The organism is Roseateles asaccharophilus (assembly GCF_031458115.1).
Taxonomy (GTDB): domain Bacteria; phylum Pseudomonadota; class Gammaproteobacteria; order Burkholderiales; family Burkholderiaceae_C; genus Pelomonas; species Pelomonas asaccharophilus_A.
This window is the reverse complement of sequence record NZ_JAVDXV010000002.1, coordinates 725,471-739,887: the sequence shown is the minus strand read 5'-3', so window position 1 is coordinate 739,887 and position 14,417 is coordinate 725,471. Positions and strand designations below refer to the sequence as shown.

At 63.7% G+C, this 14,417-nt stretch carries 16 protein-coding genes and 1 other RNA gene; 5 read left to right on the top strand and 12 right to left on the bottom strand.

What is annotated here, in order from left to right; all coding sequences use genetic code 11:
• Positions 1-7: 7 nt before the first annotated feature.
• Positions 8-370 (bottom strand): DUF1304 domain-containing protein, encoded by a 363-nt coding sequence (locus tag J2X21_RS07935; protein WP_310326964.1) that lies wholly within the window; start codon positions 368-370, stop codon positions 8-10.
• Between the two features lie 121 nt (positions 371-491).
• On the opposite strand from J2X21_RS07935, the gene J2X21_RS07930 reads away from it, so the two are divergent.
• Entirely contained in the window at positions 492-971 is a 480-nt protein-coding gene (locus J2X21_RS07930) for a MarR family winged helix-turn-helix transcriptional regulator (protein ID WP_310326962.1), read from the top strand.
• 37 nt (positions 972-1,008) lie between these two features.
• Positions 1,009-1,443: an organic hydroperoxide resistance protein gene (locus J2X21_RS07925; RefSeq protein WP_310326960.1), complete on the top strand. Its 435-nt coding sequence runs from the start codon at positions 1,009-1,011 to the stop codon at positions 1,441-1,443.
• 6 nt (positions 1,444-1,449) lie between these two features.
• Here the strand turns inward: J2X21_RS07925 and J2X21_RS07920 are convergent, their stop codons facing one another.
• The gene (locus J2X21_RS07920) at positions 1,450-2,367 is read right to left on the bottom strand and encodes an asparaginase (RefSeq protein ID WP_310326958.1); all 918 of its coding nucleotides are present in this window, start codon (positions 2,365-2,367) and stop codon (positions 1,450-1,452) included.
• A gap of 83 nt (positions 2,368-2,450) precedes the next feature.
• Between J2X21_RS07920 and lexA the strand changes: the two genes are divergently transcribed.
• The 3 genes from lexA (at position 2,451) to J2X21_RS07905 (ending at position 5,872) form a co-directional block, all read left to right on the top strand.
• Entirely contained in the window at positions 2,451-3,122 is a 672-nt protein-coding gene (lexA, locus tag J2X21_RS07915) for a transcriptional repressor LexA (RefSeq protein WP_310326953.1), read from the top strand.
• 473 nt (positions 3,123-3,595) lie between these two features.
• On the top strand, positions 3,596-5,341 hold the full coding sequence (locus tag J2X21_RS07910; RefSeq protein WP_310326952.1) for an AIPR family protein: 1,746 nt from the start codon (positions 3,596-3,598) through the stop codon (positions 5,339-5,341).
• A gap of 9 nt (positions 5,342-5,350) precedes the next feature.
• Positions 5,351-5,872, top strand: a complete 522-nt coding sequence (locus J2X21_RS07905) for a hypothetical protein (RefSeq protein ID WP_310326950.1) — start codon at positions 5,351-5,353, stop codon at positions 5,870-5,872.
• Positions 5,873-6,269: 397 nt separating this feature from the next.
• Here the strand turns inward: J2X21_RS07905 and J2X21_RS27155 are convergent, their stop codons facing one another.
• The 10 genes from J2X21_RS27155 to ompA all read right to left on the bottom strand — a co-directional run bounded on the left by J2X21_RS27155 (position 6,270) and on the right by ompA (position 14,199).
• Positions 6,270-6,734 carry a TubC N-terminal docking domain-related protein gene (locus J2X21_RS27155; protein WP_404666603.1) on the bottom strand — a complete coding sequence of 155 codons (465 nt, stop codon included), beginning with the start codon at positions 6,732-6,734 and terminating at the stop codon, positions 6,270-6,272.
• On the bottom strand, positions 6,734-7,894 hold the full coding sequence (locus J2X21_RS07900; protein WP_310326947.1) for an AAA family ATPase: 1,161 nt from the start codon (positions 7,892-7,894) through the stop codon (positions 6,734-6,736). The genes J2X21_RS27155 and J2X21_RS07900 overlap by 1 nt, the downstream gene beginning before the upstream one ends.
• A 44-nt stretch (positions 7,895-7,938) precedes the next feature.
• Positions 7,939-8,844 (bottom strand): DUF7146 domain-containing protein, encoded by a 906-nt coding sequence (locus J2X21_RS07895; RefSeq protein WP_310326945.1) that lies wholly within the window; start codon positions 8,842-8,844, stop codon positions 7,939-7,941.
• Positions 8,844-9,233, bottom strand: coding sequence for a helix-turn-helix transcriptional regulator (locus J2X21_RS07890; protein ID WP_310326942.1), 390 nt, complete (start codon positions 9,231-9,233; stop codon positions 8,844-8,846). The genes J2X21_RS07895 and J2X21_RS07890 overlap by 1 nt, the downstream gene beginning before the upstream one ends.
• Before the next feature lie 100 nt (positions 9,234-9,333).
• On the bottom strand, positions 9,334-9,990 hold the full coding sequence (locus J2X21_RS07885; protein ID WP_310326939.1) for a hypothetical protein: 657 nt from the start codon (positions 9,988-9,990) through the stop codon (positions 9,334-9,336).
• A 215-nt stretch (positions 9,991-10,205) separates the two neighbouring features.
• Entirely contained in the window at positions 10,206-11,534 is a 1,329-nt protein-coding gene (locus J2X21_RS07880; RefSeq protein WP_310326937.1) for a tyrosine-type recombinase/integrase, read from the bottom strand.
• 163 nt (positions 11,535-11,697) lie between these two features.
• Positions 11,698-12,070, bottom strand: a transfer-messenger RNA (tmRNA) gene (gene ssrA, locus J2X21_RS07875).
• 13 nt (positions 12,071-12,083) lie between these two features.
• Positions 12,084-12,752, bottom strand: coding sequence for an HAD-IA family hydrolase (locus J2X21_RS07870; RefSeq protein WP_310327240.1), 669 nt, complete (start codon positions 12,750-12,752; stop codon positions 12,084-12,086).
• A gap of 5 nt (positions 12,753-12,757) precedes the next feature.
• Complete coding sequence (gene ubiG, locus J2X21_RS07865) at positions 12,758-13,462, bottom strand: bifunctional 2-polyprenyl-6-hydroxyphenol methylase/3-demethylubiquinol 3-O-methyltransferase UbiG (protein WP_310326936.1); 705 nt, start codon at positions 13,460-13,462, stop codon at positions 12,758-12,760.
• Between the two features lie 80 nt (positions 13,463-13,542).
• Positions 13,543-14,199 carry an outer membrane protein OmpA gene (ompA, locus tag J2X21_RS07860; protein WP_310326935.1) on the bottom strand — a complete coding sequence of 219 codons (657 nt, stop codon included), beginning with the start codon at positions 14,197-14,199 and terminating at the stop codon, positions 13,543-13,545.
• Positions 14,200-14,417: the final 218 nt, after the last annotated feature.

The following is a 14,417-nucleotide window of genomic DNA, read 5'->3' as shown; positions in this document are numbered from 1 at the left end:
CCTCGCGTCAGACCGCGAAGACTGCCGCGAGCGCAAGCGCGCCCGGCAGCGCCTGCACGAACAGGATCTTCTTCGACACCGTGGCAGCGCCGAACAGGCCGGCCACGACAACGCAGCCCAGGAAGAACACCAGCCAGGGCTTGCCCGCGCCTGCCGCGCCCAACAGCAGCCCATAGGCGAGACCCGCCACCAGGAAGCCGTTGTAGAGCCCCTGGTTGGCCGCCAGCGCCTTGCTCTGCTCGGCGAAGTCCGCCTTCAGTCCGAACGCCTTGCGGCCCAGCGGCTTGGTCCAGAAGAACATCTCCAGCACCAGGAAGTACAGATGCAGCAAGGCCACCAGGGCCGACAGCACGATCGCGACCATCAGCATCGACGCTCTCCTTGTCTTGTTCGCTAGGGGTGGGCATCCTCGCAGATCGGCGTCAGCATGCGTGTCGCCGAAAAGACCTTTTAAGTTGTGTGCAATTTAATTGCCAAATACAGTTCAGCCCATGCCTCGCAGCAAGACCTCCACCACCACCGCCGATCCGCGCGAGCAATGGCTGCAGCTGGACCGCCAGCTGTGCTTTGCGCTGTACAGCAGCTCGCTGGCGATGACCAAGCTCTACAAGCCGCTGCTGGCGCCGCTGGGCCTGACCTATCCGCAGTACCTCGTCATGCTGGTGCTGTGGGAGGCCGACGGCCGCAGCGTGAGCCATCTGGGCCAGCGCCTGTCGCTGGACTCCGGCACGCTGACGCCGCTCCTGAAGCGGCTGGAACAGCAAGCCCTCATCGAACGCCGCCGCGCGCAGGACGACGAGCGCCGCGTCGACATCTTCCTGACGCCTGCGGGCCGCAAGCTGCGCGCCCAGGCGCTGGACATCCCGTCCCACCTCGCCTGCGCCACCAGCTGCAACCTCGACGAACTGGCCGCGCTGACGCGCCGGCTTCACGAGATCCGCGCCGAGTTTCTGCAGGGCGCGGCCGACTGATCCCTGTCCCCAACCACCACCCACCAAGGAGCCTCACATGGCCATCGAGAAAGCCCTCTACACCGCCACCGCCACTGCCACCGGTGGCCGCGCCGGCACCGCCAAGTCGTCCGACGGCGCCATCGACGTGACGCTGTCCACGCCCAAGGAACTGGGCGGCGCGGGCGGCCCCGGCACCAACCCCGAGCAGCTGTTCGCGGCCGGCTACAGCGCCTGCTTCATCGGCGCGATGAAGGCCGTCGCCGGCAAGCAGAAGATCGCCCTGCCCGCCGAGGTCTCCATCACCAGCGACGTGGCCATCGGCCCGCACGCCAACAAGCCGGGCGCCTTCGGCATCCAGGTCGACATGAAGATCTCGGTGCCCGGCATGGATCGCGCCGCGCTGGAAGCGCTGGTTGCCACTGCCCACGAGGTCTGCCCCTACTCCAACGCCACCCGCGGCAATGTGGATGTGACGCTAACCATCGTCTAAGAACTGTCAGCGCGCCAGCAGGTCCAGCAGCAGCTCGACCCTGGCCTTGACCGGGCTCAGCGCTCCGGCGCTGGGCAGCAGGCCCGGCATGTCCATGACCGGGCCTGCGTCGCAGCGCGTGCTGCGCACCACCTTCACGCCGCGCCTCTCCGCCTCGCGCAGCGCGGCGTCAAGATCCTTGCCCAGCGTGCCGTTGCCGGTGCCGGCGGCCACGATGCCGTCGACGCCTTCATTCAGCAACGCCCGCACGATGCGGCCGTCGGCGCCGGCATGGTTCAGGACGATGTCCACCCTGGGCCAACTGCCGGCAACCGCCGCGATGCGGCCCAGCCCCAGCGCCTCAGCCACGGGCCAGCGCCCCAGTTGCCGCACGACGCCCTCCTCCACACGGGCGACCAGCGCGCCATCAACCGACTCGAACGTGTCCACGCGGTAGCTGTGCGTCTTGCGCACCTGCGTGGCGTCGTGCACGCGGCCCGCGAACGCCACGACCACACCGGCCGCTCCCGGCTCGGCCGCCACCTGCACGGCATCGAACAGGTTCTGCGGCCCGTCGGGCACCAGCGCCGTGGCAGGCCGCATCGCCGCCGTCAACACCACCGGCTTGGTCGGCGCCAGCACGCGGTGCAGGAAGTAGGAGGTTTCCTCCAGCGTATCCGTACCGTGCGTGACGACAACGCCCGCCACGTCGGGGCGATCCAGCTGCTGCTGCACAGCCGCAGCCAGCCGCTGCCAGGTCTCGAAGTCCATGTCCTTGCTGTCCAGCTGCGCGACCTGCCGCGCCTCCAGCCGTCGCCCCTGCAACGCCGGCACGGCCGCCAGCAGGTCCTCGATGCGCAGCTGCGCCGCCGTGTAGCCCACGCCATCACTGGCGCTTTGCGCCGTGCCGGCGATGGTGCCGCCGGTGCCAAGAATGACGATCAAGGGCTCAAGGGTTTGCAATTTCCGATTCCTGGATAAAAATACAGATACTGGATACACAACCAGCGCATCCCAAAAGGCCGACCGTGCAAGACCAACCCAAGCTTACCGCCCGCCAGCAGCAGATCTTCGACCTGGTCCGCAACGCGATCGAGAGCACCGGCGCCCCGCCCACCCGGGCCGAGATCGCCGCCGAACTGGGCTTCAAGTCCGCCAATGCGGCCGAGGAGCATCTGCAGGCACTGGCCCGCAAAGGCATGCTGGAGCTCGTGGGCGGCACGTCCCGCGGCATCCGGCTGAAGTCCGACACCCTCAGCGCCGTCAACCGCGCGCGCCAGTTCAGCCTGCCCATCCCCAACCTCGCCCAGCTCACGCTGCCCCTGATCGGCCGCGTCGCCGCCGGTGCCCCCATCCTGGCACAGGAGCATGTGGAGCAGACCTACACCGTCGAGCCCAGCCTGTTCGCCAAGAAGCCCGACTACCTGCTGAAGGTCAAGGGCATGAGCATGAAGGACATCGGCATCCTCGACGGCGACCTGCTGGCCGTGCAGACGGCCCGCGAGGCTCGCAATGGCCAGATCGTCGTCGCCCGTGTCGGCGAGGAGGTCACCGTGAAGCGCTTCCAGCGCGGGCCCGACGGCATCCGGCTGCTGCCCGAGAACCCAGACTTCGAGCCCATCGTCGTCACCGAGCACAGTGGTGAGTTCAGCATCGAAGGGCTGGCCGTGGGCCTGATCCGCGGACAAGTGTTCAACTGATCACAGACGGGGCACAGTTCCCCTGATCCGCTTGAAATGAAAAAGGCCCGTGTCATCGACACGGGCCTTTTGTTTTGGATGGTGCCGGGGTCTATCAAACGATCGAGCGAAAGGCCCATTAACACTGGATATCTGCCTCGCGGATTCACGTTGTGCCCCCAGATATGCCCCCAAAAAATCGACAACACAGGCGGGTCAAGGTGACGGTTGAGGCATGCCTTGGCCGCCTGACATGGATTCGGGCCACGTCGCCGAGGGACGACGTTTCTGCCGTTGCGCGAGGCCTGGGAGGCTGGCACAGTCGCGCAGTTCAACGCAGCTTTCCACAGCAATTTAACGGCGATGGAAACCAGCATAGCGCACGAATTCTCTGTGTGCACATGGATTTATCGTGAATCACATGAGTTTGATTAAGCGGCAATCGCCGAAGTTTCGATAATTTCCAAATGAACGAATAGTTAGCCCCGGCCAAGTTGCAACTTTCCGACGCGCCACCTGAAAATACAATCGCAATAAATATGCATCGAATCATCAAGTCACACCTGGACAACTTCTCTAAAAGTTTTGGCCTCACCGATTTGAATGAGGCGGAGCAGTTCGAGATGTTTGTCAACTACGCCGTGCTAACACCGAAGATAAGCACGACCTTTGAGCTTGGAGACGTGACAACTGGTGACGCCGACGATGGCATCGATGGCGTAGCCGTCATCGTTGACGAAGAACTTCTCGTTTCAGAGGAAGATGCTGAATCCATCTTCAAGTCGGATCGGAAGAACCATGATGTGGAGATCGTTTTCGTCCAGGCCAAGCGCAGCGATTCCTTTGACCTAGGGGATTTCTTGAAATTTAAGGAATCAGTTCAGAAGTTCATTAATGCAGACGACTACGAGGTAGATGATGAAGTCCAGAATAACGCGAATTCCATCTACGACGTTTGCCTTAGGAATGTGCCAAAGATCAGGGGCGGAAAGCCCTCGATAACAGCTCGATTCGTCACGACAGGCGTGTACAACGAGCCCGAAGCGCTGGAGGCAGCGCGCAAGAAATTCGAGCGTGAACTGAAGTCGGTTGGCTACTTCTCGACTATTGACGTTAGATTCGTCGGGCGCGATGAACTAACTGCTCTGTGGGTCTCAACCTATTCTGGAATTCAGGCCCAATTGCCGATCTTCAGTAACGCGCCGCTCCCAAAAATCGCTGGAATTGAAGAAGCTTACCTCGTTGTTGCGAGCGCCAAAGACGTAGTCGAGAACCTCTTGGTGAGTGATGACGGCAACCTTCGAACCCAAGTTTTTGAAGAAAATGTTCGATCCTTCTTGGGCAGTGAGAACCCGGTCAATCGCTCCATCGCTGAGACACTTAACGATGCCAAGGCTTCAACGCGTTTTCCCGTGATGAACAATGGGATAACAATCGTAAGTCCAGACGTTCGCGTGCAGGGAAACGTCTTGCACCTTGAGAACTACCAGATTGTCAATGGATGCCAAACGTCAAACGTTCTGTATGAGAACCGGAAGATCCTCAGCGACAGGATCATGGTCAATCTAAAGATAGTGGAGACATCAAATGAAGATGTCTTCGCCGAGTTAGTCCGAGCTACAAACAGTCAATCCAAGATTGAAGAGAACCAGTTCTTTTCCCTTCGACCGATTGTCAAGCGAGTGGAGCAGTACTTCGATTCGTTCGAAGATCAGGATGGGCGCCTGTACTTTGAACGCCGTGACCGTCAGTTCATCGGCAGGGACGTTCCCGCTGTACGCGTCTTCTCTGTTCACACGGCTGCCAAGTGTGTTGCGGCCATGTTTTACCACCGCCCGGAGCTTGCGTATCGCTACCCGAAACAGATGTACGAATTGATTGGCGAGAAGATGTTTTCAGAGAGCAACAAGGAGTGCATTTTCTATTGTTCCTCGCTCGCTCTCTACCGACTTCACCTGCTCGTTTCAAATGGCACTATTCCACAAAACATGCGCAAGTTCAAATGGCACATCTTGGCGCTCGTGCGAGTAATCATTGCTGGGGAGAAGATGCCTGAACTGAACTCGAAGAAGATGGACGCCTACTGTCAGAAAGTAATTGATGCGCTTTCCAAGCACGGGGCAACAGCAGTAGCGCCGTTTAAAAAGGCTGCCGCTATCGTTCAATCAATGGGCGATATATCAAGTGACCGGCTAAAGCGACAGACTGTCCTGGACGAGATGCTAAAGAAGATCAAGTAGCCCGCACCCATGCAAACCTGGTTAGATCTCGAATCACGCTTCCGCGCGCTTGCCCCGCGCCTTAAATTCGGTCGCCTTGACGCACAGTGGGGTGCTGCTGGCGAGCATTGGCACATTGCTGGCGGTGCAGATCAGCTCGCACGTCAAGAGTTCGAGTTGCTCAGTGCCGTGGCGGGTCGCTTTCTTGAGCAGGTCTACTCAGCAAAGGATCCTGATCAATCGAAATTGCTCTTGATCGAAGACCCCCGAGCACGTTGGTACACCCTCCTTAAGCAGTTTGCCGGTGTCCAAAACCTTCTTCATGGTCAGCAATTGCACGACGATGGAAGTCCTGCAGGATCTATTTACTCGGGAACCGTAACTGCATTCGTTGAGTCGTCCGCGAACCTTTGCCTGGCACTTCATACCAAGTCCCCTATCGTCGAGCGGCAAAGCAAGTGGAAGTGGTTCCACGACAACTACGGTAAGGCGCTGATAGTTGGGGTCGCGCTTGCGCTAGTAGGTGCAGGCATCAAGCTGATTGGTGGCTAATGTGGCTGTCCCCTTGATGGAGCGGACCCGCAACGGCATTGCGCCACGGTGCTCTCAAGCTCCTGATGCTTACTGCGGCGCAATCCGGTTGCCGCCCGCTCATCGAACGTTGAGCGTGGGGTTCAGGGCTGCTCTATAGGTCGGGTCGTCTGCCTGCTATGGGTCGATAGCTGCCGGGCACCGGCCCGGCTTGTGCGGCTGCAATCGGCCTGAAGCCGGCGTTGCTTTGTGAGCGGCAACTTGAGACGGCCCGGTCAGCGAGATGAGCGGGCTGTACATACGATGTCACGAGCGCGTGACGTACGGCCGTACGGACCCCATACATACGAGCCCCCTTACGTACGAGTCCCCGTACGTACGGGCAGGATGCGTACCGCCAGCTACCTTGCAGGCGGTCCTACCGCTGAAACAACGCAAACCCGCTGCAGCGCTGCAACAACCCCGCCAAGTCCGAGCCGACAGTTCGCGCGCCCAATCCAGCCCGCCGATAGTTCCCGCAGGAACCGGGCCGATAGTGCCGACACTCAAAGCAGCTGACCCGCTCGTCGCCCGAGCGATCCCGCTCCACCAAGCGGCCCGCAAATGCCTCGGCCTCGGCCTTCGGCCAATGCAACCTCAGCAAGCGTGTCACGTACCTTTGCCGCGCCGCATCGCCCACCGTACATGCCGCTGCGGCCTGTCCTGGCTGACGCAAATCAGGCGCACCGCGCAGCAGAGCCAAGAGTTCCGACTTGGCCTCCCGCAGCGCAGCCCTCAGCTCGTCGGTCACCTTCGACCCGGGCCGAATCACCAGTTGATCCCCCTCGGCCATCACGCTCAGCCCAGCGCCGCTCATTGCATCGAGCAGATCACGCGCACCCATCAGATCACCGCCGCATCGTCAGTCGCGCCACCAGTCGCGCCAGTGGCGCCAGTTCCTGCGTGTGGCGCCATTGGCGTGACTGTGGCGCGACTGGGCTTGAGGAACCACTCGGCAGCCTTGCCGAACCCGTTGCGCCGCGACTCCGCGCCGGCCTTGCGCATCGCCCGTTGCATCGTTCGCCACGAGTAGCCTGCCTCATCCGCAAAGCGCTTCACGTCGGCAACAGCCACAGGCCCGCACGCCAGCAGTTCGCGCAGCCACGCAGCCGCATCGCCCGCGCCTTCGCCGTCATCCGCACCATCGGCCTCTGCATCCGCCAGCAGCTCGCGCGCCGATCCCGTCAGGACTTCCAACCAGCGTACGTACTGCCCCTCAACGTCGGGCGCCACTTCGGCCCGTTCCAGCGCATAGGCAAAACCGCCGTCATCTGCCCCGATGTTGGACTTGGCGCGCAGCAGCACGCGCCGCTCATCGCCGTCATCCCCTGGCTTCACCTTCGCCGCCACCAGCACCAGCCGCGCCAGCGCTGCGAACGCGATGCTGCCCGTCACCCGCTCCACTGGATCACGACCCGAAGTGCCTTTGCTGAAATGCGTGATGCCCAGCACCGCGCAGCCCAGCCGCTGCGCCAAGGTCACAACCGGCTGCAGCGAGCGGCGCACCTCCGCGCCCTTGTGCGAGTCACCCGCCACCGCCGACACGATGGGGTCAAGGATCAACAAGCGAGGGGCCTGCAAACCATCTGCAGTCTTCTCCAACAAATCCATGTCGCGGCCCGGGTCGAAAGCCTCACCCTCGCTGCCGGTAATGCCGTCGATGAAGTGAACCCGCTCCATGTCGGCGCCGGCCGCTTTCAGCCGAGCCGCAATCACCGAATGTCCGTCTTCCCCGCTCCACACCAGCACATCGCCGGGCTGAGTGCAGCGCGTGCCATCAGGCCAGGTGCCGCCACGGGTGATCGTGGCCGCCAGCGACAAAGCAATGGTCGTCTTGCCGCACCCTGGCGCACCGCCCAGGATCGTCAACATGCCAGCCGGCAGGAAGCCGTTCCACAGCCAGCGCACGGGCTCCAAGGCCACGGCATCGCCACGGATGAGGCGCACAGCCGGCTCACCGGCCAGAGCAGCCGCACGCGCCAAGTCTTGCTGAGAGTGCTTCATGCGGCCTCCGCCTGCAGGCGTTCGCGCGCTGCCCACACGTCGCACTAGTCGGCGCCGGCATCCGTGGGCGCCATCACTTCGACACGCAATCCAGCCGCCAGCGCGCGACGGCGTAGCGCGTCGGCGGCCTGCCGGCCCGCGTTGTCCGCGTCTGCAAGGATCACCAGCCGCTGCAGGCTCGCCGGCCATTGCCACGCCGCCAGATTGCCCGCGCAATAGGCGGCCACGCTGGGCAACCCCGTCATGCAGGTGGCGGCGAGGGCCGTCTCGATGCCTTCGGCGATGCCCATGCAACGCCCGGCCGGTTCATGCAGTCGAATCGCCGCCCCAGCCAGCGGCCCAGATGCGCCGCTGAGCTTCTTCACGCTGGGTACATCGGCTTTGCGGCCAGCCGGCGTCAGATAGGTGCGGTGCAGCGCCACCGTGCGACCGTCAGGCCCGCTCAGCGGCGCCACCATGGCCGGGAAGGCGCCCAACAAGGCGCCCTCGTGCCAGTACGGCAAGGCGGGATGCAGGCGCAGGGCAGCAGGCAACGGCCACACGCCATCAAAGCCACGTCGGCGCAGGTAAGACGCCACAGGATCGCCCGGCGTGAGCGGGAGACACCTCGCCCAGACTTCGGCATTGCGTGCCGCGTGCTTGGCCCAGCGCTCGCGCTGCAGGGTCAGGCGTTGCCTTGTCGCCGCTTCGACCTGGCGCGCAAGCTCGGCCCGTTCACTGGGCGTCAGTGTGCGCCGATCGCGGGCGGTCCAGGTTCGCTGGAAGCCGGCCCGGTAGCAGCCATACACGCCGCCGCGCCGGTCCTCGAACATCAGGCACCAGCCGGCGTCATCGTGGCGGCGATCACGGGTTGCGAAGCGTTGCAGCTTGCCCGGCTCGACCACCTCGGGCGCGTGGCCAAGAGTGGCCAGCACTTCGAGCCGGAAGGCCCTTTCAAGATCGGCGGCCATCATTGGGCACCGCCTGCCAGCATGGCGCCGCGCCGCTTGGCTTGGGCCGCGTCGCTGGCCTTCTTGGCCTGGGCGACCATGGCCGCAGTCGTTTCGGTGTCCGCCTCGGCGGCGGCCGCGCGAGCCACCAGCCATGCCCGTACGTCGCCACTTCGCCAGCGGGTGCAGCGCGGGCCGAATCGCAGAGGCTGAGGGAAGCGCCCGGCGCGGACCTCCTCATGAACCCAACTGGCCGACATGCGTGCGGCTGCGCACACGTCGCTGATGTCCAGAAAAGCCACGTCCGCCAGAGCGGCCGGGGTCGGGCGTTGCCCGTCGCGTTGATTGATGCTGTCTTGTTTCACTTTCCGTTCCATAGGGTTGAGCCAGTGGGACGGAGAAAACAGCATCGGCGATGTACTGCCCGAAGGCGTCAGTTCCGATGTGGTCCCATGTGCTGGCATGGGACGAACTTTGATTTTTGGGCCGAAAAGCAGCTAGGACAGAACGCTAGGTTTTTCGGAGGCGTTCTGTCACCAGACCTTGACCGGCCAAGTAGCGGTGCAGGGCTGTCCACTTCTTCAGGTAAGCCTTGATGGCCCGCTCAGGGTCGGCGTGGGGCGCGTCGATGGCCTCGTAGCAAATGCCGATCATTTGCCGAAAGGGGCTGGTCGGCGATGCACTCGGCCACATGAAGTCCGGGTCAGGTTCGCCCCGCTCGGCCAGCACGCCCATCTGCAGCGCGTCGTGAATCAGCTCAACCGGGTACGGGTCGGCGGATCGGTGGCGCAGCGGTTTGGCCGGCACCTTTGCGAGGCCGGCACCGACCACCTCAATGGCCGCCGCAAGCGACTTGGAGCTTTCGTTCAGCCGAATGCCGCCCATGACGTGCCGGCCCTGGCCTGCGGTCAGCATGGAGCGGGCGTATCTGAGGGGGGCGAACTCTTTCGGCGCTTCGAGCAGGCGCTCAATCGCGTGTTGGGCTTCCGTCAGCTTCTTCTGAAGCTGGAGCAGTTCAGCGCGCACGTCTTCGTTTCGGGGCGGCCGCTTCAGCATTTCCCGGGCCGTGGATAAAGCCCCGACTTCGATGTGCTCAATCATTTTGTCGGTCAGGCCAAGGGCGACAAGTTCGCGGCGCTGATGGGGATTGAAGGGAACTCGGTGCATTCGTTTGTGTGCCCTCGGCATGGCGGTTTTGCTCGCCTATAAAGGCGCAACGGCTTAAGCCGCCCTTGGGCTGATGGGGTTTGCCCCTTAGGGGCTGTCTCTATAGGGGCCTCTATAGGCGCCTCTATAAGGCCGTCCCTATAGGCACGCCCGCAAGGCCCGCCTATGGGCGGCCCGGACGGAATCCCTAAGGGACAACCCCTTAGGGGCATGGTTCAACTGGTGGCGCGCCGGTCTATAGGCACCACCTCGGCGCCTTGCCTTAGGCGGTCCAGGTAGTCAGCCCACCTGCCCATCATGTCCCGCCGCTGGTCAAGAAACTGCGTGCGGTTGTAGGCCCGGCCGAGCGGGTCGGCGACAGCATGAGCGAGTTGGGCCTCGATGACCTCAGGTAGCACGCCCAGACGCTCAGCGATCAGAGTTCGTGCCATCGCTCGGAAGCCGTGGGCGGTCATATCGTCGTTGCCGTACCCCATACGGCGCAGGGCACTCCGCACGGCGTTGTCGCTTATGCAACGCGACCGGCTTTGAGGGGATGGGAACACCAGCCGGCGCCCTTCGCCACCGGTAAGGGCCTGTAGCTCCCTCAGGATGTTGATAGCCTGACGTGCCAGCGGGACGATGTGCGGAGGTCCGTCTTGCTTGTCCGCCTTGGTGCGCTTCATCAACTGCGAGGGCACCGTGAGCGTGGCGCTGTCAAAGTCGATCCATGCCCATTCGAGGTGCCGCAACTCGCCCGGCCGGAGGAGGAGCAGCGCCGACAGCTTCAGCGCAGCGCAAACCACCGGATGGCCCTGGTACTCGGCAATGTCGCGCAGCAGCTTACCCGTCCCTATGGGGTCCACGATGGCCGCGAGGTGCCGCGTCGGAACGGGCTTCAGGGCGTCTTTCAGGTCGGCGGCGGGGTTCCTCGTACAGACACCACACGCAATGCCGTACCGGAAGACCTGGGCGCAGGAATCCTTGATGCGGTGCGCTGTCTCAATGGCTCCTCGCGCTTCGACCCGGCGCAGGGCCTGCAGCAACTCGGGCGCCTCAATCTCAGAGATGGGGCGAGCGCCAAGCCAAGGGAAGATGTTTTGCTCCAGCCGGGTTTTCGTACGTCCGGCGTGGCCGGCGCTGACCTTGTGGTCATGGACGGTCGTCAGCCATTCGCGGGCGACAAACTCGAACGTACCGGGCACGGGCAAGCCCTTGGCGATCATCTGCGCGGCCTCGGCGCTGGCCTGTACGGCGACCTTGGCGGCTTTCAGTTGCTCGCCCGGGTCCGCATCGTTGGCCAGCAGCCGCCGGGCGTCGTCGCGCTTGCGGCGAGCATCGGCCAGTGTCACCTCGGGGTAGACGCCAAAGGCGAGACGCTTCTCGACGCCGCCGAAGCGGTACTTCATGCGCCAGTAGCGCGAGCCGTTGGGGTGCAGTTCGAGGTACAGGCCGCCACCGTCGGCCATCTTGACCGACTTGTCGCCGTTCTTGGCTTTGCGGATCGCGGTATCGGTGAGCTTGTTGGTTTGCAGGGTGGGCCTCCACTGGTGATGGGGGCACATTGCATCGCCTTGTGCCCCCAAGCCTTGTTATGCCCCCAAGTGTGCCCCCAGTGGAATCCGGATTCAAGTGGCCCCTGCTGGCCCCATGCGCAAGAAAAAAGGCGCTAAGTAATTGATTCACCTAGCGCCTTCGGTCTTTTGTGGTCCTTGTCGGACCCTTGAATGGTGGAGCCGGGGGGAATTGAACCCCCGTCCGCAAGCCATCACCGGGCAGATCTACATGCTTAGCCGGCTGATTTGAATCTCACGGTCAACTCGCGCAGTGGCACGCTAGCTTTCCCGCCAGTCACTTGATCTCGCGCCGCAACGAGTGACCCGCTGCGACGCCAGCCGATGTGAGTGACTTCTCAGCCTTGCCCCTTGCGGAACTCAGCCCGGCCCATCGGCCTGCCGTTGAGAAGCTCATCCGCAATTAAGCGGCGAGTGCGAACGTAGAGTCGTTTGCAGTTACTTTGTTTCCAGTGGTTTTACGAGCGAACTGGTGCTCGGCATGCCCTACTCCGGATCCGCACCCACGTCGAAACCAGGTCGGCCCCAGAAGCTCGTATTTTAGGCCAGTCCGAGCAGCTTCAAGAGGTCGCCCGGTGCGGCGAGTTCGGCATCGGCGCCCCACTGGCGATGGTCAGCCTGCGCACCCAGATAGCCCCAGGCTGCCACGGCCGTCGCCATGCCGGCGGCGCGGCCGGCGATGACGTCGCGTTCGTCGTCCCCCACATACAGGCAGGCCTCCGGCGCAACACCCAGGCGGCGCGCCGCCTCCAGCAGCGGCGCGGGGTGCGGCTTCCTGTGCGCGGTCGTGTCGCCGCCCACCACCGCTGGCGCATCCAAGCGCAACGCCCTCGTCAGCGGCAGCGCAAAGCGCTCGGCCTTGTTCGTGACGATGCCCCACGCCAGCCCCGCGGACTGAAGTCCGGTCAGTTCAGCCTCCACGCCTGCAAACGGGCGCGTGCCGTCGTACATCAGGCCTTCATAGAGATCGAGAAACTCGTGCGCGAGTTCTTCATAGCCCGCCTGCCCGGGTGCCGTCGCAAACGCCTGGCCCAGCATGCCGCGCGCTCCCGAGCCTCCGTGGGGGCGGTACTGCGCAAGCGGCAATGGCGGCAGGTCGCGTGCCTCGCGCATCGCATTGGCGGCGCGGGCCAGGTCCTCGGCACTGTCGATCAGCGTACCGTCCAGATCGAACAGCACGGCCCGCAGATGCGCCCAACGGGGCGTCAGCGCGCTCACAGCGGACGGCGGCAGGCCAGCAGGTAGTTGACGTCGGTGTCCTGCCCCAGGCTGTAGTGCTGCGTCAGCGGGTTGTAGCTCAGGCCGCGCGTGGCCTGCAGTTCCAGCCCGGAGTCACGGCAGAACTGCGCCAGTTCGGACGGCTTCAGGAAGCGCGCGTACTCATGCGTGCCCTTGGGCAGCATGTTTAGCACGTACTCCGCCCCGACGATGGCCAGCAGGAAGGACTTGGCATTGCGGTTCAGCGTCGACAGGAACACCCAGCCGCCCGGCTTGACCAGCGTCGCGCAGGCCCGCACGACGGAGGCCGGATCGGGCACATGCTCCAGCATCTCCATGCAGGTCACCGCATCAAAGCTGCCGGGCTGCTCCGCCGCCAGCGCCTCGACGGCGATCTCGCGGTACTCGACGCCCTCGGTGCCGGCTTCCATCGCGTGCAGTTCGGCCACGCGCAGCGGCCTGGTCGACAGGTCGATGCCCAGCACCTGCGCGCCGGCCCGCGCCATGGAGTCGCTCAGGATGCCGCCGCCGCAGCCCACGTCGACGACGCGCTTGCCTGCCAGTGGGCACAGCTGCTGTATCCAGCCCAGGCGCAGCGGGTTGATCTGATGCAGCGGCTTGAAGTCGCTCTCGGGATCCCACCAGCGGTGGGCCAGTTCGCCGAACTTGGCGAGTTCTTGAGGATCGGCGTTGATCGTCATGACAGCAGAAGCAGAAAAAGAAAAAGCCCCGACGGACGGGCCGTGCGGGGCTTTGCGCAAAGCGCCCGAAGGCGCAGAGCTTACTTGTTGCGCGTACCGACGACTTCGATCTCGGTGCGGCGGTTCTTCGCGCGGCCTTCGGCGGTCTTGTTGTCGGCGACGGGTTGCTTCTCGCCCTTGCCTTCGGTGTAGACGCGGTTCGGCTCAACGCCCTTGCTCACCAGATAGGCCTTGACGGCTTCCGAGCGGCGGATCGACAGCTTCTGGTTGTACTCATCGCTGCCCACCGAGTCGGTGTGGCCCACGGCGATGATGACTTCCAGGTTGATGCCCTTGGTCTTGCTGACCAGGTCATCCAGCTTGGCGGTGGCTTCGGGCTTCAGCGTCGACTTGTCGAAGTCGAAGAAGGCGTCGGCGGCGAAGGTGACCTTCTCGCTGACCGGGGCCGGCGGCGGCGGCGTCACCTTGGGAGGAGCCGGCGGGGGCGACGGCGGCGGGGGCGCAACCGGGGCCGGCGGCTCAACCTTGGGCGCGGGCTTGATTTCGCCGTCGCAACCCTTGGCGGCCGTGGCCGGCGTCCAGAAGTTGTTGCGCCAGCAGTATTCGTTGGTGCCGTTCTTCCAGACGGTGCCGTCGGTTGCGCGCCAGTTGTCGATGGTTTGCGCCGACGCCGACGATGCCGCAGCGGCGACCGCAGCCATCGCAAACAGCGACGCCACGCGATTCAGTTTCTTCATGATTCTCCTCTCAAGGAATGCCGCAGTTGCCCTGCGAGAGTCAGTACTCGAACCTCTAACCTCAGGAGAGACTTTAGGGTTTCTCCTAGGGACTCGACGATTGTGCCATGTGGGCACCGAGACCTATGCATTGTGGCGGCCTACGTTCATGGGCACGGTGACGATGTTGCGCTGCTGCTACATGGAGGTGCGGCCCTTAGAATTCGCGCCTTTCACCT

Bases quoted from the DNA above. Each gene is read 5' to 3' on its own strand.
- J2X21_RS07935 (WP_310326964.1), bottom strand. From the start codon at position 370: ATGCTGATGGTCGCGATCGTGCTGTCGGCCCTGGTGGCCTTGCTGCAT.
- J2X21_RS07930 (WP_310326962.1), top strand. From the start codon at position 492: ATGCCTCGCAGCAAGACCTCCACCACCACCGCCGATCCGCGCGAGCAA.
- J2X21_RS07925 (WP_310326960.1), top strand. From the start codon at position 1,009: ATGGCCATCGAGAAAGCCCTCTACACCGCCACCGCCACTGCCACCGGT.
- J2X21_RS07905 (WP_310326950.1), top strand. From the start codon at position 5,351: ATGCAAACCTGGTTAGATCTCGAATCACGCTTCCGCGCGCTTGCCCCG.
- J2X21_RS27155 (WP_404666603.1), bottom strand. From the start codon at position 6,734: ATGGGTGCGCGTGATCTGCTCGATGCAATGAGCGGCGCTGGGCTGAGC.
- J2X21_RS07900 (WP_310326947.1), bottom strand. From the start codon at position 7,894: ATGAAGCACTCTCAGCAAGACTTGGCGCGTGCGGCTGCTCTGGCCGGT.
- J2X21_RS07895 (WP_310326945.1), bottom strand. From the start codon at position 8,844: ATGGCCGCCGATCTTGAAAGGGCCTTCCGGCTCGAAGTGCTGGCCACT.
- J2X21_RS07890 (WP_310326942.1), bottom strand. From the start codon at position 9,233: ATGCTGTTTTCTCCGTCCCACTGGCTCAACCCTATGGAACGGAAAGTG.
- J2X21_RS07885 (WP_310326939.1), bottom strand. From the start codon at position 9,990: ATGCACCGAGTTCCCTTCAATCCCCATCAGCGCCGCGAACTTGTCGCC.
- J2X21_RS07880 (WP_310326937.1), bottom strand. From the start codon at position 11,534: ATGTGCCCCCATCACCAGTGGAGGCCCACCCTGCAAACCAACAAGCTC.
- ubiG (WP_310326936.1), bottom strand. From the start codon at position 13,462: ATGACGATCAACGCCGATCCTCAAGAACTCGCCAAGTTCGGCGAACTG.
- ompA (WP_310326935.1), bottom strand. From the start codon at position 14,199: ATGAAGAAACTGAATCGCGTGGCGTCGCTGTTTGCGATGGCTGCGGTC.